This window comes from Pseudomonas sp. N40(2020) (genome assembly GCF_014472415.1).
GTDB lineage: Bacteria > Pseudomonadota > Gammaproteobacteria > Pseudomonadales > Pseudomonadaceae > Aquipseudomonas.
This window is the reverse complement of sequence record NZ_JACSZV010000057.1, coordinates 1-16,734: the sequence shown is the minus strand read 5'-3', so window position 1 is coordinate 16,734 and position 16,734 is coordinate 1. Positions and strand designations below refer to the sequence as shown.

The 16,734-nt window shown below is 59.6% G+C and carries 12 protein-coding genes; 9 read left to right on the top strand and 3 right to left on the bottom strand.

Annotation, left to right across the window (positions count from 1 at the left end):
• Positions 1–166: 166 nt before the first annotated feature.
• A complete protein-coding gene (locus IAI51_RS25690) occupies positions 167–2,005 on the bottom strand; it encodes a sigma-54-dependent Fis family transcriptional regulator (protein WP_187681024.1) in 1,839 nt (612 codons plus the stop codon).
• A 338-nt stretch (positions 2,006–2,343) separates the two neighbouring features.
• Here IAI51_RS25690 and IAI51_RS25685 point away from each other — a divergent pair, with 338 nt between their 5' ends.
• From IAI51_RS25685 to IAI51_RS25660, 6 genes are all read left to right on the top strand, one after another.
• Complete coding sequence (locus IAI51_RS25685) at positions 2,344–3,438, top strand: ABC transporter ATP-binding protein (protein WP_187681023.1); 1,095 nt, start codon at positions 2,344–2,346, stop codon at positions 3,436–3,438.
• Positions 3,438–4,553: an ABC transporter ATP-binding protein gene (locus IAI51_RS25680; protein WP_103305292.1), complete on the top strand. Its 1,116-nt coding sequence runs from the start codon at positions 3,438–3,440 to the stop codon at positions 4,551–4,553. The genes IAI51_RS25685 and IAI51_RS25680 overlap by 1 nt, the downstream gene beginning before the upstream one ends.
• Positions 4,550–5,416, top strand: coding sequence for a carbohydrate ABC transporter permease (locus IAI51_RS25675; RefSeq protein ID WP_187681022.1), 867 nt, complete (start codon positions 4,550–4,552; stop codon positions 5,414–5,416). Before IAI51_RS25680 ends, IAI51_RS25675 begins: the two co-directional genes overlap by 4 nt.
• A 9-nt stretch (positions 5,417–5,425) precedes the next feature.
• Complete coding sequence (locus IAI51_RS25670; protein WP_003192012.1) at positions 5,426–6,226, top strand: carbohydrate ABC transporter permease; 801 nt, start codon at positions 5,426–5,428, stop codon at positions 6,224–6,226.
• Positions 6,227–6,236: 10 nt separating this feature from the next.
• A complete protein-coding gene (locus tag IAI51_RS25665) occupies positions 6,237–6,509 on the top strand; it encodes a DUF2160 domain-containing protein (RefSeq protein ID WP_095189651.1) in 273 nt (90 codons plus the stop codon).
• A 69-nt stretch (positions 6,510–6,578) separates the two neighbouring features.
• Entirely contained in the window at positions 6,579–8,321 is a 1,743-nt protein-coding gene (locus IAI51_RS25660) for an ABC transporter substrate-binding protein (protein ID WP_187681021.1), read from the top strand.
• A gap of 127 nt (positions 8,322–8,448) precedes the next feature.
• Here the strand turns inward: IAI51_RS25660 and IAI51_RS25655 are convergent, their stop codons facing one another.
• Both IAI51_RS25655 and IAI51_RS25650 read right to left on the bottom strand, forming a co-directional pair.
• A complete protein-coding gene (locus IAI51_RS25655) occupies positions 8,449–9,882 on the bottom strand; it encodes a heavy metal sensor histidine kinase (RefSeq protein ID WP_187681020.1) in 1,434 nt (477 codons plus the stop codon).
• A complete protein-coding gene (locus tag IAI51_RS25650) occupies positions 9,879–10,553 on the bottom strand; it encodes a heavy metal response regulator transcription factor (RefSeq protein ID WP_187681019.1) in 675 nt (224 codons plus the stop codon). Before IAI51_RS25650 ends, IAI51_RS25655 begins: the two co-directional genes overlap by 4 nt.
• A gap of 455 nt (positions 10,554–11,008) precedes the next feature.
• Between IAI51_RS25650 and IAI51_RS25645 the strand changes: the two genes are divergently transcribed.
• Genes IAI51_RS25645 through IAI51_RS25635 form a run of 3 tightly spaced genes read left to right on the top strand, consistent with a single transcriptional unit; the run spans position 11,009 to position 16,676 of the window.
• Positions 11,009–12,265 carry a TolC family protein gene (locus tag IAI51_RS25645; protein WP_187681018.1) on the top strand — a complete coding sequence of 419 codons (1,257 nt, stop codon included), beginning with the start codon at positions 11,009–11,011 and terminating at the stop codon, positions 12,263–12,265.
• A 49-nt stretch (positions 12,266–12,314) separates the two neighbouring features.
• Entirely contained in the window at positions 12,315–13,508 is a 1,194-nt protein-coding gene (locus tag IAI51_RS25640) for an efflux RND transporter periplasmic adaptor subunit (protein WP_187681017.1), read from the top strand.
• Positions 13,509–13,523: 15 nt separating this feature from the next.
• Complete coding sequence (locus IAI51_RS25635; RefSeq protein WP_187681016.1) at positions 13,524–16,676, top strand: CusA/CzcA family heavy metal efflux RND transporter; 3,153 nt, start codon at positions 13,524–13,526, stop codon at positions 16,674–16,676.
• Positions 16,677–16,734 lie beyond the last annotated feature (58 nt).

The window sequence follows — 16,734 nt, the reverse complement described above, 5'->3', positions numbered from 1 at the left end:
GGAGAGGGGACTGTTTGGGGGATGCTCAAGAGATACGCCGACCTGAACGAGGTGTACTGAATCCATAATCGACACGATTTGTCAGGTCGATGTACCACGCCAGACACCTCGGTCAGCCCCCTCTCCCAAGGGGAGAGGGCTGGGGTGAGGGGCAAGGGCCATCCACTCAATCCCCCATCTGCCGCAACCGCTTGTAAAGCGTATTGCGACTAACCCCCAACCGCCGCGCCAAGTGCGAAATATTCCCCCCCGCAGCCTTCAACTCCCGGTTCAACGCTTCAACATCATTCAAATCCAACCCCAGTGGCTGCGCGCTCTCCACCGGCTCCATCTCCAGATCGACAAAAAAATCATCCGGCAAATGCTCCGGCCGCACCGGTTGCTCCTCAGCCATGGCCAGTGCCACCTGCATCACGCTGCTGACCTGACGCAAGTTCCCCGGCCACGGATGCTTGTCGAACAGTTCCAATACCTCACGGCTCAAACCCGCCCATTGCGTCGGCTCGCGATGCTGTTCCCACAGCCGTTTGAACAACGCCTCTTTGTCACTGCGTTCGCGTAACGGTGGCAACTCCAATGTCAGCCCACCGATGCGGTAATACAAATCCTCACGAAACCGCCCCAGTTGCACCTGTTCCCGCAGCGAGCGGTTGGTCGCCGAGATGATCCGCAGATCCACCGGGAACAACTCGCTGCTGCCCACCGGTTGCACACAGCGCTCCTGCAAAACCCGCAACAACCGCGCCTGGGTCGGCAGCGGCATGTCGCCGATTTCATCGAGGAACAGCGTGCCTTTGTCGGCCTTGCGAATCAGGCCGATGCTGCCTTTCTGATTAGCACCGGTGAACGCGCCTTTCTCGTAACCAAATAGCTCTGACTCCACCAGTTCGGCGGGGATCGCCGCACAGTTGACGGCGATGAATGCCTGTTTGCTGCGCGAACTGGCCTGATGCAGGGCTTTGACGAACACCTCTTTGCCGACCCCGGTTTCGCCGTGGATCAGCAACGGAATGTCTTTTTCCAGCAGACGCTCAGCCTGACGCACAGCTTTTTCAACGCGGCTGTCGCCAAAGTGCAGGGTGTTGAGGCTGATCGCGGTTGCAGCGACGGGTTTAGGTTCAGTCGCAAACACCCGTGCCTGAATCGGTGCCTGTTTCGGCCGCTTCAACAAGCACTGAAAGCGGTTACGTCCGGAGGTCTGCAAGGCGAACGGCAAACCGTCCGGCTGATTGATCAACTCCAGCAGCGACACTTTGAACAGGCTTTCAACGCTGACCTGCGACAAGCGCACGCCCAACAGATTGTCCGCCCGGCGATTGGCCGACAGCACCTGACCGCTCTCATCAAAAATCAGCAAGCCGGCCCATTGGCTGTCGAGGTTGTTCAACCCGGTGTTGAAGGTCAATTGAAAGTGCTGGCCGTGGAACAGGTTGAGGATCAGCCGGTTCTCCACGGTCTGGCTCATCATCTTGACCATGCCCAAGGTGTGGGAGGGCGGCAGGTAGCTGTCGCTGGACACATCGAGCACCGCGATGACTTTGCGCTCGGCGTCGAAAATCGGTGCGGCGGAACCGGTCATGAAGCGGTTCGCCTTGAGGAAATGCTCGTCGTGTTCAATGTGTACCGCCTGCTCACAGGCCAGTGCAGTGCCGATCGCATTGGTGCCGCTGCAGCGCTCCATCCAGCTCGCGCCGGGTTGAAAGCCCCGCGCCAGATTCGGCTCGATAAACCGTTGCGTGCCCCACGACGTCAGCACCTGGCCCTGATGGTCGGCGAGCATGATCAGGCAATTGGAATTACTGAGGATGTTCTCGTAGTAGGGCAGCACCTCCTGATGGGTGGTCTGCACCAGCGAGTGCTGGCTGTCGAGCAATTGCGCAATGCCGGCGGCGGGCAATTGGTCGAAGGCCGGGGTGCTTTGGTGATCGAGACCGAACGCACGGCAACGTTGCCAGGAACTCTGGATGATCGCGTCGTGGGACAGCGGCGGGGCAGGTGCGGCCATGGCGGTCAGCCTCTGAAGGGCATTTTTATTATTGTTATAAGGCCCCCTGTAGGAGCTGCCGAAGGCTGCGATCTTTTGATTTTGATCGTTAAAAAACAACATCAAGAGATCGCAGCCTTCGGCAGCTCCTACAGGGAGTCGGGTCGCGAAAGCGTTCATAGAGTGTTGTTCACTATTGTTCATTGTCAATCGCCCAACTGTTCAAATGTGTTCAGCTCTGAACGCCGTTTAGCCGCGTTTTCAACGATTTTCACGACAAATCAATCACTTGCCATTTTTGGCACGAAAGTCGCTCCAGTGCACAGGTCGCTTGACTCCAATAATAAAAAGGCCGAGCCATGTCACTCACCCTGGAGCACGTCTGCCGTACCGTCGAGGGCCAGACCTGGATCGACGATGCGTGCCTGAAATTCGAACCCGGTTCCTTCAACGTTTTGCTCGGGCGCACCCTGTCCGGCAAGACCAGCCTGATGCGCCTGATGGCAGGGCTGGACAAGCCCGACAGCGGCCGCATCCTGATGAACGGCGTCGACGTCACCCAACGACCGGTGCGTTTGCGCAACGTGTCGATGGTCTATCAGCAGTTCATCAACTATCCGACCATGACCGTTTTCGAGAACATCGCCTCGCCGCTAAGGCAGGCGGGTGTGTCGAAAGAGATCATCCACAGCAAGGTGCAGGAAACGGCGAAGATGCTGCGCATCGAGAAGTTTCTGCAGCGCTATCCGCTGGAGCTCTCCGGTGGACAGCAGCAACGCACGGCCATGGCCCGGGCGCTGGTCAAGGATGCCGAACTGATTCTGTTCGATGAGCCGCTGGTCAACCTCGACTACAAACTGCGCGAAGAACTGCGCCAGGAGATGCGCGAGCTGTTCAAGCTGCGCCACACCATTGCGATCTACGCCACCACCGAGCCCAACGAGGCGCTGGCGCTGGGCGGCACTACCACGATTCTTCATGAAGGTCGGGTGATTCAGAGCGGTCCTTCGACCTCGGTTTACCACCAACCGCAAACCGTGCTGGCGGCGGAGTTGTTCTCCGAGCCGCCGATCAACCTGATGCCGGGGCGAATTGCCGGCAACGAAGTCAGCTTCGCCAACTTCGTACACTTCCCGTTGAACGTCGATCTGCGGCCGGTGGGTGAGGGCGAGTTCCGCTTCGGCGTGCGCCCCAGCCATATCTCGCTGGTGCCAAGCAACGACGACGATCTGGAATTGGCAGTGACCGTCGAAGTCGCCGAGATCAGCGGTTCGGAAACTTTCCTGCACGTGCGCAACGAGCATTTTCTGCTGGTGCTGCACCTGCCCGGCGTTCACGAATACGACGTCGATGCGCCGATCCGCATTTATATCCCGACCCATAAACTGTTCGTTTTCGATGCGCAGGGCCGTCTGGTGCAAGCACCTAGCCTGCGTGTCGCGAGGGTTGCCTGATGGCCGAAATCCGTTTGCAACACCTCGCCCACAGCTACAGCAAAACCCCCAGCGGCGCGGAGGATTATGCGATTCGCGAGATGGATCACGTCTGGGAGCAGGGCGGTGCCTATGCGTTGCTCGGGCCGTCGGGTTGCGGCAAGTCGACCTTGCTCAACATCATTTCCGGCCTGCTCAGCCCCTCGCAGGGTCATGTGTTGTTCGACGGCAAAGCAGTCAACGACCTGACACCGGAGAAGCGCAACATTGCTCAGGTTTTCCAGTTTCCGGTGGTTTACGACACCATGACCGTGTTCGATAACCTCGCGTTTCCCCTGCGCAATCAGGGTATGGCCGAGGCGAAAGTACACAGCAAGGTACAGGAAATTGCCGAGGTGCTCGATCTGCAAAGCCTGCTGAGCAAAAAGGCCCGCAACCTCACCGCCGACGAAAAACAGAAAGTCTCCATGGGCCGTGGGCTGGTGCGTGACGACGTTTCGGCGATCCTCTTCGATGAACCGCTGACAGTGATCGACCCGCACCTGAAGTGGAAACTGCGGCGCAAGCTCAAGCAGATCCACGAGCAGTTCAACATCACCATGGTCTACGTGACCCACGATCAACTGGAAGCCTCGACTTTCGCCGACAAAATCGCGGTGATGTACGGCGGCCAGATCGTCCAGTTCGGTACGCCACGGGAGTTGTTCGAACGGCCGAGCCACACCTTTGTCGGCTACTTCATCGGCAGCCCCGGCATGAACCTGATCGAGGTGCAGCCGCAACCCGGCGGCGTCGGTTTCGCCTCGACCCACCTGCCGTTGTCCGACGCCTTGCAGCGCCATATCGAACACGGCCAGTGGAAAAATCTGAAGGTCGGCATTCGCCCGGAATTCATTCATGTGTGGGACGAGCCGTTTGACGACGCGATGCAGGCCAGGGTCGTACACGTCGAAGACCTCGGTACCTACAAGATCATGACCCTGGACCTCGACGGTGCGCCGCTGAAAGTGCGCCTGGCCGAAGACAAACCAGTGCCGCAGGGCACCGCGTACATCAGTTTTCCGGCGCAATGGCTGATGGTCTATGCCGACGAGTTTCTGCTTGAAGCCCCAGAAGAAAACGAGGTGCAGCCATGAACAAGGTGCAGAACAACAAGGCCTGGTGGCTGGTGTTGCCGGTGTTTCTGCTGGTGGCGTTCAGTGCGGTAATCCCGATGATGACCGTGGTCAACTATTCGGTGCAGGACATCTTCGACCAGTCCAGCCGCTACTTCGTCGGTGCCGACTGGTACAAGCAAGTGCTGCTCGATCCGCGTTTGCACGACTCGCTGCTGCGCCAGTTCATCTACTCGGCCTGCGTCTTGTTGATCGAAATCCCGCTGGGCATTGCCGTCGCCCTGACCATGCCGACCAAGGGCCGCTGGTCGTCACTGGTGCTGATCATTCTGGCGATTCCGCTGCTGATTCCATGGAACGTGGTAGGCACCATTTGGCAGATCTTTGGCCGCGCCGATATCGGCTTGCTCGGTTCGAGTCTCAATGCCATGGGCATCAGCTACAACTATGCGGCCAATACCATGGACGCCTGGGTCACGGTGCTGGTGATGGACGTCTGGCACTGGACTTCGCTGGTGGCGTTGTTGTGTTTCTCCGGGTTAAGAGCGATTCCCGACGTGTATTACCAGGCCGCGCGGATCGACCGGGCCTCGGCCTGGGCTGTGTTCCGCCACATCCAATTGCCCAAGTTGAAAAGTGTGCTGCTGATCGCGATGATGCTGCGGTTTATGGACAGTTTCATGATTTACACCGAGCCGTTCGTGCTCACCGGCGGCGGGCCGGGTAATGCCACGACCTTCTTGAGTCAGACGTTGACGCAAATGGCCGTAGGGCAATTCGACCTGGGTCCGGCAGCGGCGTTTTCGCTGGTGTACTTCCTGATCATCCTGTTGGTGTCCTGGCTGTTCTACACCGCCATGACGCACTCCGACGCCAACCGCTGAGGCCCGGCCATGAGCAAGAGAAAGCTGATCCCATTGCTGGTCTACATCCTGTTCCTGCTTGTGCCGATCTACTGGCTGCTGAACATGTCCTTCAAGAGCAACACCGAAATCCTCGGCGGCCTGACGCTTTTCCCACAGGACTTCACGCTGGCGAACTACAAGGTGATCTTCACTGATCCGAGCTGGTACACCGGTTATCTGAACTCGCTGTACTACGTCAGCCTGAACACGGTGATTTCCCTGAGTGTGGCGTTGCCGGCGGCGTATGCGTTTTCGCGCTATCGTTTTCTCGGCGACAAGCACCTGTTCTTCTGGCTACTGACCAACCGCATGGCGCCGCCGGCGGTGTTCCTGTTGCCGTTCTTTCAGTTGTATTCGTCGATTGGCTTGTTTGACACGCACATCGCCGTGGCGCTGGCGCACTGCCTGTTCAACGTGCCGTTGGCGGTGTGGATTCTGGAGGGCTTCATGTCGGGCGTGCCGAAGGAAATCGACGAAACCGCCTACATTGATGGCTACAGTTTTCCCAAGTTCTTCGTGAAGATTTTCATCCCGTTGATCGGCTCCGGCATCGGCGTCACGGCGTTTTTCTGCTTCATGTTTTCCTGGGTCGAATTGCTGCTGGCGCGCACGTTGACCTCGGTAAACGCCAAGCCGATTGCCGCCGTGATGACCCGCACCGTCTCGGCTTCGGGTATCGATTGGGGCGTGCTGGCAGCGGCGGGGGTGTTGACCATCCTGCCGGGCATGCTGGTGATCTGGTTTGTTCGCAACCACGTGGCCAAGGGCTTTGCCCTCGGTCGGGTCTGAGGAGCTGATGATGGAATGGATGAGTTGGACGACACCCACAGCCGCATTCTTTATCGTCATTGGCCTGATCCTGGCGGGGATGACGACGTGGGAGCTGCGCTCGCCGAGCATCCTGCGGCGAGGTTTTCTGCCGATTGCCACCACCCGTGGCGATCGCTTGTTTATCGGTCTTCTCGGCAGCGCCTACCTGCATCTGCTGGTAATCGGCGCCACCGACTGGAGCATCTGGGTCGCGTCCGCGTTGTCCCTGGTGTGGCTGTTGGCTGTGATGCGTTGGGGCTAGGTTCTTTACAAAGTTCGCTCGGCGGGCTTGTGTAAAAAGTCAGCTCCACAACTTAAACAGGAGGTCTCTATGTTCGACAAAAACAATAAGCTGCGACATAGCATTTCATTGGCAGCCATGCTGGCACTCAGCGGTTTGAGCGCGTCTGCCTGGGCCGATGCCTACGAAGACGCCGCGAAAAAGTGGATCGGCAGCGAATTCAAACCGTCGACCCTGACGGCTGAACAGCAGTTGGAAGAATTGAAGTGGTTCATCAAGGCCGCCGAGCCGTTTCGCGGGATGAACATCAAGGTGGTTTCGGAAACCCTGACCACTCACGAATACGAGTCCAAGGTGCTGGCCAAGGCCTTCAGCGAAATCACCGGGATCAAGCTCACCCACGACTTGCTGCAAGAAGGCGACGTGGTGGAAAAAATGCAGACGGTGATGCAGTCCGACAAGAATATCTATGACGGCTGGGTCAACGACTCGGACCTGATCGGTACGCACTTTCGCTACGGCAAGACCGAATCGATCACTGATCTGATGGCCAACGAAGGCAAGAACTTCACCTCGCCGACTCTCGACCTCAAGGACTTCATCGGCATCTCGTTCACCACAGCGCCGGACGGCAAGATCTATCAACTGCCCGACCAGCAGTTCGCCAACCTGTACTGGTTCCGCGCCGACTGGTTCGAACGGGCGGATCTGAAAGCCAAGTTCAAGGAAAAGTACGGTTACGAATTGGGCGTACCGGTGAACTGGTCAGCCTATGAAGACATCGCCAAATTCTTCAGCGAAGACGTCAAGGAAATCGACGGCAAACGTGTTTACGGGCACATGGACTACGGCAAGAAAGACCCGTCGCTGGGCTGGCGCTTCACCGATGCCTGGTTCTCCATGGCCGGTGGCGGCGACAAGGGCCTGCCTAACGGTCTGCCGGTGGACGAGTGGGGGATTCGTGTCGAGGATTGCCACCCGGTCGGCTCCAGCGTGACCCGTGGCGGCGACACCAACGGCCCGGCGGCAGTGTTTGCCACGACCAAATACGTCGATTGGCTCAAGGCCTACGCGCCACCTGAAGCGGCGGGCATGACCTTCTCCGAGTCGGGGCCGGTGCCGTCGCAGGGCAACATCGCCCAGCAGATTTTCTGGTACACCGCGTTCACCGCCGACATGACCAAACCGGGCCTGCCGGTGGTCAACGCCGACGGCACGCCGAAATGGCGCATGGCACCATCACCGCGCGGGCCGTATTGGGAAGAGGGCATGAAGCTCGGTTATCAGGACGTGGGTTCGTGGACGTTCATGAAATCCACGCCTGAGAAACAGAAACTCGCGGCGTGGCTGTACGCGCAGTTCGTGACTTCCAAAACCGTATCGCTGAAGAAAACCATCGTCGGCCTGACGCCGATTCGTGAGTCGGACATCAACTCGCAAGCGATGACTGACCTGGCGCCGAAACTTGGCGGTCTGGTCGAGTTCTATCGCAGCCCGGCCCGCGTGCAATGGACCCCGACCGGGACCAACGTGCCGGACTATCCGCGTCTGGCGCAACTGTGGTGGAGCCACATCGCCGAAGCGGCCAGCGGCGAGAAGACTCCGCAGCAAGCGCTGGATGGGTTGGCGAAAGATCAGGACGCGATCATGACGCGCCTCGAACGCTCCAAGGCCCAAGCCACTTGCGCACCGAAAATGAACCCGGAACGCGACGCGCAATACTGGTTTGATCAGCCAGGCGCGCCGAAACCGAAACTGGCTAACGAGAAGCCGAAGGGCGAGACCGTGAGCTACAACGAACTGCTGAAATCGTGGGCGGATGCTCGCAAGTAAAGGCTGAACTGTGACAGGCGAACGGCACCGAAAGGTGCCGTTTTTTTTGCTGCCTTTGCCATTGCTATCGCGAGCAGGCTCACTCCTGCAGGTGTTGTGTCATTCACTAATGCGTGTACGCCGCAAATCACTGTAGGAGTGAGCCTGCTCGCGATGGGGCCGTTGGTATCACCGCAGGAAAACCCAATCGGAACACGGTCATCGCACCGGGCAAACTCTTCACGTCGGCCACGCCCTGATGCAGGCTCATGATCGACCTCACAATCGCCAACCCCAACCCGGTACTGCCCTGCGAACGCGAGCGACTGCTGTCGACCCGGTAGAAGCGATCAAACAGATGCGGCAGATGTTGCGCCTCGATCCCCGCGCCAGGATTACTGACCAGCAGTGACGTCTGCGCCGCGCCTTGCTCGATCAGCAGCGTCACGGTTTTCCCGGCCGGGCAATGCCGAAGCGCGTTGGACAGCAGATTGGAAATCGCTCGCTGAATCATCAACCGATCGCCCATCACCGACGCACTGCCAAGCACGTTCAAATGAATCTGCTTGTCCTGCGCCGACAGCGAAAACATCTCCGCCACCTTCAATGCTTCCACCTCCAGCGCCACCGACTCAAACGGTGCCAGTGCCGATGGATGACTGACCTGCGCCAAAAACAGCATGTCCGAAACAATCCGTGCCACGCGCTCCAGCTCTTCAGTGCAGGAGACCAGCACATCCTTGTACTCATCCACACTGCGTTCGCGTGACAGTGTAACTTGCGCCTTGCCCATCAGATTGTTGATCGGCGTGCGCAGCTCATGGGCCAGATCATCCGAGAACTGCGACAACTGCTGCACCCCGGCATCGAGCCGATGCAGCATGAAGTTGATGCCTTGCGCCAGTTCGCTGAGTTCCTGCGGCATGTTCACCACTGAAAGCCGATGATCCAGATCCTGAGTCGAGACCATCGCCGCCACTTTGCGAAACTCGCGCATCGGCGCCAGCCCGCGCTGCACCGCGCCCCAGGCAGTCAGGCCAATGAAGATCAGCAACAACGGCAAGGCAATCAGCGTCGAGCGCAGATAGGCACTGAGCAAGGCCTGATCGTGAGCGTTATCCATCGACAGCAACACCGGTACGCTGCTGCCATCCTTGAGGCGGATCAGCTTTGACACCGTCAGAAACTTTGCGCCTTCAGCATCAGTGCTATCGCTGTAGCTCAACTGCTCGGTGGTCGCCCGAACGGCTTTCAATTCAACCCGTGGATCGGCCAGTCCCGAGCCGGATTTCAGCAGCGGCGTACGCAGATTTGCGCGGTCGTAAATGGTCAACGTGAGGTTGTCATGGCCCATCACCTGATCGAGCAAGATATGCGGTTTCGAGCGAATCTCACCAGCATCGGCGTACAGCGACAGGCTGTGTTCGACTTGCTCCACCTTCTTTTCCAAGCTGTCTCTGGAAAGCGCATTGAGCTCATGGGTCAGGGCGAAATACGCCAGGATCGCCAGAAACACCACCAGCAGCGCGCCGAGAATACTCACCGTCAAACCCAGGCGCATCGACAGACTGGCCGGTTTCATTCGCGCGCCTCCAGCACATAACCGACACCGCGCAGGGTGTGGATCAACTTGTGGTCGAACGGGTCGTCGATCTTCGCCCGCAACCGCCGGATCGAAACCTCGACCACATTGGTGTCGCAGTCGAAATTCATGTCCCACACCAGCGAGATGATCTGCGTGCGGGTCAGCACCTCGCCGGACTGGCGCATCAACAGATGCAACAGGGCGAATTCCTTGGTGGTCAGGTCAATGCGCTGCTCGCCACGAAACGCACGATGGCGGCCGGGATCAAGTTCCAGATCAGAGACTTTCAGCACCTGCGGCACCGGGATGTTTTCGCTGCGGCGCATCAGTGTACGGACCCGTGCCAGCAACTCGGGGAACTCGAATGGCTTGACCAGATAGTCGTCGGCGCCCAGATCGAGACCGCGAATCTTGTCGGCCAGACGCCCGCGTGCGGTGAGCATCATCACCCGCGTGGCGTGGGTACGGCGCAGTTGTTCCAGCACGCCCCAGCCGTCGAGTTCCGGCAGATTCACATCGAGAATAATCAGGTCGTAGGCCTGCTGTTGTGCCAGATGCAGTCCATCGGCGCCGGTGGCCGCGTGGTCGACGATATAACCACTTTCGGTCAAACCCTGATGCAAGTATTCGGCAGCTTTAAGCTCGTCCTCGATGACAAGGATTCGCATGATCTATCACCACTTTTATTTAATGGATATTTAATTAAGGGTGGCCGGGAAAGTTATTGTTTTTGTAAGGGCTTCCGGGCGGGTTTTATTAACGACTAAAAATATTCCTACAGATATTTCTCTGCGTGCAGGCGTGCAAGGTAAAGGCTGTAGTAGCTACAGAGTCAACGAAAAACCTTTTGATGAAGCCCTGAATAGAGCCACTGCGGCAGCCTGTCGCAGGGCGATAAGGCATCCTTCATGAGAACTCGTTTCAGGCAAGTGCTGTTCGGCAGATAACTTCGGTGTATTTGTTTCCGTGTATTACATAATTGAATGTCGCACTTCGCATGCTAGTGCAAAACAACTTCCTGCAACCCTGGATAACGGATTTGTAATCTTCCAGTCACCTTGTCGATAAGTTCAAAACCCTACCGTGGCGCCATCGAAGATTCTTGATTAAAGGAAGCATTCCATTGCCCGGTTTAATAGAACTGACGGCGCGATCACGCCTGAAAAAAAGGTGGGTACTGGCCAGCAGCGTTTTATGGCTGACCACAGCGGGGCTTGCGCAAGCCTCGACGCTGACCCTCGAACAAGCCCTGCAATCGGCATTCGCCGGCAACCCGGATCTGGCGGCCGCGCAATGGGAAATCGGCATCGCCGAGGGTGACCGCAAACAGGCTGGCCTGATCCCCAACCCCGAAGTGTCATGGGAGGCCGAGGACACCCGCCGCGAATCCCGCACCACCACGGTGATGCTCAGCCAGCCGATCGAACTGGGTGGCAAACGCGGCGCGCGCATTGATGTCGCCAGCCGCGCGCAGGACGCCGCCGGCATCGAGCTTGAACGCAAGCGCAACACATTGCGCGCCGATGTGATTCAAGCGTTCAACAGCGCCCAGACTGCCCAGCAGCGCTTGCAGTTGTCCCGTCAGTCGCTGCGACTGGCCGAGCACGGGTTGCGTGTGGCGCAAGGGCGGATCGAGGCTGGCAAATCATCGCCCGTTGAAGGCACGCGCGCGCAAGTGCAGCTCTCCGAAGTGCGCCTGGAACTGAGCCGCGCCGAACGCGATCAGGCCAACGCCTATCAACAATTGGCGCAGGTCATGGGCGCACCGTTGCCCACTTCGGTCAACGTGCAAGCCGCCACGCAGAGCCTCGCCGCCGTACCGCCACCCACCCGACTGCTTGATCGTCTTAACGAAACCGCCGAGCTGCGTCTGGCCAAATTACAGATCGATCAGCGCGAAGCCTCATTGGGCCTGGAAAAGTCCCAGCGCATCCCCGACCTGACGGTGAGCATCGGCAGCCAATACAGCGAAACCGAGCGCGAGCGGGTCAACGTGGTCGGGCTGTCGATGCCGATTCCTCTGTTCAACCGCAATCAGGGCAACGTGCTCGCGGCCGCACGGCGCAGCGATCAGGCGCGGGACCTGCGCAATGCCACCGAGCTGCGTTTGCGCACGGAAATCCAGACTTCACTGGCGCAATGGCAGACCGCCAACGGTGAAGTCACCGCGTTCAACCAGACCATCCTGCCCGCCGCGCAAAGTGCGGTGGACAGCGCCACGCGCGGCTTTGAAATGGGCAAGTTCGGGTTCCTCGATGTGCTCGACGCCCAGCGCACGCTGATCAGTGCGCGCAGCCAATACATCCAGGCCGTCAGCGAAGCGACGGACGCCCGTGTGCGCATCGAACGGATCTTCGGCGACCTCGCCGTCAGCCCTTGAATTTAATCTTTTTGATCACTGCGCGATGGTTTGGCGCAGAGGAGTTTCCATGGATAAAAAACTGATTGTGGTCGCTGCGGCGACCTTGGCATTAGGCATCGGCATCGGCTCGATGTGGCCGGGCAATGCGTCCATCGACGCCCACGCCGATGAAGCAGCGGAACATGCCGATCACGCTGAAGAAGGCGCCGCCGCTGACGGCGACCACGCCGAAGAAGGGCATATCGAGTTGAGCGCCGAGCAGATCACCGCGGCGGGCATTCAACTGGCTCAGGCACAGGCGCAGAACATCAGCCTCGGCCTGCCGTTCCCGGGCGAAGTGCGCTTTGACGAAGACCGCACCGCCCACGTGGTGCCGCGCGTGCCGGGCGTGGTCGAGTCGGTAGCGGTCAACCTCGGGCAACCGGTGAAAAAGGGCCAGTTGCTGGCAGTGATCGCCAGTCAGCAGATCTCCGATCAGCGCAGCGAGCAAGCCGCCGCGCAACGTCGTTTGGCCTTGGCGCGCACGACCTACGAGCGCGAGAAAAAGCTGTGGCAAGACAAGATCTCCGCCGAGCAGGATTTCCTTCAGGCGCGCCAAGCGTTGGAAGAAGCCGAAATCGCCGTCAGCAACGCCCGGCAAAAAATCAGCGTACTCAGCGGCAGCGTGGTCGCTACCGGCGGCAATCGCTATGAACTGCGTGCACCGTTCGACGGCGTGGTGGTGGAAAAACATCTGACGCCGGGGGAGGTGGTCGATGAAACCACGGCGGCTTTCACGCTCTCGGACTTGTCGCGGGTGTGGGTGACGTTCGGCGTGTCACCCAAGGATTTGAACAAGGTGCAAGTGGGAAAAGCAGTCACCGTCAGCGCCCCGGAACTGAACGCCCAAGTCACCGGCAGCGTGGCTTATGTCGGCAGCCTGCTGGGCGAGCAGACTCGCACCGCAACCGTGCGCGTCACTCTGCAAAACCCGCAGGGTTCGTGGCGTCCGGGGCTGTTCGTCACGGCGCTGGTGGCCACCGACAGCCGTCAGGCGCAAGTCGCGGTGCCGGAAACCGCGATCCAGACCATCGAGGACAAACCCACGGTGTTCGTGCGCACCGGCGACGGCTTCAAGGCGCAAGCGGTGGAGTTGGGCAGTCGCGCGGCGGGGCAGGTGGAAATCACTCAAGGGCTGGAGGCGGGCGCGCAAGTCGCCAGCGCCGGCAGCTTCGTCCTCAAGTCGGAACTGGGCAAAGCCTCAGCCGAGCACAGTCATTAATTCTGGAAGGTCCCCATGTTCGAACGCCTGATCCAGTTTGCCATTGAGCAGCGCATCATCGTGCTGCTCGCCGTTCTGCTCATGGCCGGCCTCGGCATCGCCAGTTATCAAAAACTGCCGATCGACGCCGTGCCCGACATCACCAACGTCCAGGTGCAAATCAACACCGGCGCCGCCGGGTTCTCGCCGCTGGAAACCGAGCAGCGCATCACCTTCCCGATTGAAACCGCCATGGCCGGTTTGCCGGCACTGGAGCAGACCCGTTCGCTGTCGCGTTCGGGGCTGTCGCAGGTCACGGTGATCTTCAAGGACGGCACCGACCTGTTCTTCGCCCGCCAATTGGTCAACGAGCGCTTGCAGATCGCCAAGGAGCAATTGCCCGAAGGCGCGGAAGCGGTCATGGGGCCGATTTCCACCGGTCTCGGCGAGATTTTCCTGTGGACGGTCGAGGCGCAGGAAGGTGCGTTGAAGGAGGACGGCACGCCTTACACACCTACCGATCTGCGGGTGATTCAGGACTGGATCATCAAGCCGCAATTGCGCAACGTGCCGGGCGTGGCGGAGATCAACACCATCGGCGGCTTCGCCAAGGAATACCAGATTGCGCCGGACCCGAAACGCCTGGCCGCGTACAAGCTGACCCTCACCGATCTGGTCACGGCGCTGGAGCGTAACAACGCCAACGTCGGCGCCGGCTACATCGAGCGCAGCGGCGAACAGTTGCTGATCCGTGCGCCGGGGCAAGTGGCGAGCACCGAGGACATCGCCAACATCGTCATGGCCAATGTCGACGGCACGCCGATCCGCATCAAGAACGTCGCCACCGTGGAAATCGGTCGTGAACTGCGCAGCGGTGCGGCCACGGAAAACGGTCGCGAAGTGGTGCTCGGCACGGTGTTCATGCTGATCGGCGAGAACAGCCGCACCGTCTCGCAAGCCGTCGCCAGCAAGCTTGAACAGATCAACAAATCCTTGCCCCAAGGTGTGATTGCGGTGCCGGTTTACGACCGCACGCACCTGGTCGACAAAGCCATCGCCACGGTGAAAAAGAACCTCATCGAAGGCGCGATTCTGGTCATAGCGATTCTGTTCCTGTTCCTCGGCAACATCCGCGCCGCGCTGATTACCGCGATGGTGATTCCGCTGTCGATGCTGTTCACCTTCACCGGCATGTTCAGCAACAAGGTCAGCGCCAACCTGATGAGCCTCGGCGCGCTGGACTTCGGCATCATCGTCGACGGCGCGGTGGTGATCGTCGAAAACACCCTGCGTCGACTGGCTCACGCCCAGCAACATCACGGGCGCTTGTTGACCCGCGCCGAGCGTTTCAGAGAAGTGTTTGCGGCTGCCAAAGAGGCGCGGCGACCGCTGATTTTCGGCCAGTTGATCATCATGGTCGTGTACTTGCCGATCTTCGCCCTGAGCGGCGTCGAAGGGAAAATGTTCCACCCGATGGCGTTCACCGTGGTCATCGCGTTGCTCGGTGCCATGCTGTTGTCGGTGACTTTTGTCCCGGCGGCGATTGCGCTGTTCGTCACTGGCAAGGTCAAGGAAGAAGAGGGCGCAGTCATGCGCGGCGCGCGTAATCTTTATGCGCCGGCGCTGGCCTGGGTCATGTCCCATCGCGCTGTTGCCGTGGGCGCTGCGTTGGGCGTGATCGTGCTCAGTGGCGTGCTCACCAGCCGCATGGGCAGCGAGTTTGTTCCGAGCCTCAGCGAAGGTGATTTCGCCCTGCAAGCCTTGCGCGTACCAGGCACCAGCCTGACGCAATCGGTGGACATGCAGCAGCGCCTGGAAACGCTGATTCTGGCCAAAATGCCGGAAGTCGAGCGCGTGTTCGCCCGCACCGGCACTGCCGAAATCGCCTCCGACCCAATGCCGCCGAACATCTCCGACAGCTACGTGATGCTCAAGCCAAAAGAGCAGTGGCCAGACCCGGGCAAGTCCCGCGAAACCCTGATGGCCGAACTGCAAGCCGCCGCCGCGACTCTGCCGGGCAGCAACTATGAGCTGTCGCAGCCGATTCAACTGCGCTTCAACGAGCTGATCTCCGGCGTGCGCAGTGACGTGGCAGTGAAGGTGTTTGGTGATGACATGGACGTGCTCAACGCCACCGCCGCGAAAATTGCCGTCGCCATGCAGAAGGTCAACGGCGCGTCCGAGGTCAAGGTCGAGCAGACCACCGGGTTGCCGGTGCTGACCATCAACATTGATCGCGACAAGGCGGCGCGTTACGGGCTCAACGTCGGTGATGTGCAAGACACGATTGCCGTTGCGGTGGGCGGGCGTCAGGCCGGGACGTTGTATGAGGGCGACCGACGCTTCGACATGGTCGTGCGTTTGTCCGATGCCATGCGCAAGGACATCGAAGGCTTGTCGGCGCTGCTGATTCCGGTGCCTGCCGTGAACAGCTCGGCCAATCAGATCGGCTTCATCGCACTGCAAGACGTCGCCAGCCTTGATCTGGTGCTGGGGCCGAATCAGATCAGCCGCGAAAACGGCAAGCGCCTGGTGATCGTCAGCGCCAACGTGCGTGGGCGTGACATCGGTTCATTCGTTGAAGAGGCGGGCGAAGTGCTCGAACGTGATGTGCAGGTGCCGGCCGGTTACTGGACCAGTTGGGGCGGGCAGTTCGAGCAGCTGCAATCAGCGGCCAAGCGCTTGCAGATTGTGGTGCCGGTGGCGTTGCTGCTGGTGTTCGGGTTGTTGTTCATGATGTTCAACAATTTGAAGGACGGCTTGCTGGTGTTTACCGGGATTCCGTTCGCGCTGACCGGGGGCGTGATGGCGCTGTGGCTGCGGGATATTCCGCTGTCGATTTCGGCGGGTGTCGGGTTTATCGCGTTGTCCGGGGTGGCGGTGCTTAACGGCTTGGTGATGATTGCGTTCATCCGCAATCTGCGGGAGGAGGGGCGTTCGCTCACTGATGCGATCAATGTTGGAGCGCTGACTCGCCTGCGGCCGGTGTTGATGACGGCGCTGGTGGCGTCCCTCGGTTTCATTCCGATGGCGCTGGCGACCGGCACTGGCGCGGAAGTGCAGCGGCCATTGGCAACGGTGGTGATCGGCGGGATTCTGTCCTCGACCATCCTCACGCTGCTGATCTTGCCGGCGCTGTACCAGATTGCCCATCGCCGGGATGAGGACTTCACTCCAGCCAAACCGTGATCCCTTGTAGGAGTGAGCCTGCTCGCGATGGCGGTCTATCAGTCAAATGTGCATTGAC

Excerpts from the sequence above, each read along its gene's own strand:
- IAI51_RS25690 (WP_187681024.1), bottom strand. The coding sequence starts at position 2,005 with ATGGCCGCACCTGCCCCGCCGCTGTCCCACGACGCGATCATCCAGAGT.
- IAI51_RS25685 (WP_187681023.1), top strand. The coding sequence starts at position 2,344 with ATGTCACTCACCCTGGAGCACGTCTGCCGTACCGTCGAGGGCCAGACC.
- IAI51_RS25680 (WP_103305292.1), top strand. The coding sequence starts at position 3,438 with ATGGCCGAAATCCGTTTGCAACACCTCGCCCACAGCTACAGCAAAACC.
- IAI51_RS25675 (WP_187681022.1), top strand. The coding sequence starts at position 4,550 with ATGAACAAGGTGCAGAACAACAAGGCCTGGTGGCTGGTGTTGCCGGTG.
- IAI51_RS25670 (WP_003192012.1), top strand. The coding sequence starts at position 5,426 with ATGAGCAAGAGAAAGCTGATCCCATTGCTGGTCTACATCCTGTTCCTG.
- IAI51_RS25665 (WP_095189651.1), top strand. The coding sequence starts at position 6,237 with ATGGAATGGATGAGTTGGACGACACCCACAGCCGCATTCTTTATCGTC.
- IAI51_RS25660 (WP_187681021.1), top strand. The coding sequence starts at position 6,579 with ATGTTCGACAAAAACAATAAGCTGCGACATAGCATTTCATTGGCAGCC.
- IAI51_RS25655 (WP_187681020.1), bottom strand. The coding sequence starts at position 9,882 with ATGAAACCGGCCAGTCTGTCGATGCGCCTGGGTTTGACGGTGAGTATT.
- IAI51_RS25650 (WP_187681019.1), bottom strand. The coding sequence starts at position 10,553 with ATGCGAATCCTTGTCATCGAGGACGAGCTTAAAGCTGCCGAATACTTG.
- IAI51_RS25640 (WP_187681017.1), top strand. The coding sequence starts at position 12,315 with ATGGATAAAAAACTGATTGTGGTCGCTGCGGCGACCTTGGCATTAGGC.
- IAI51_RS25635 (WP_187681016.1), top strand. The coding sequence starts at position 13,524 with ATGTTCGAACGCCTGATCCAGTTTGCCATTGAGCAGCGCATCATCGTG.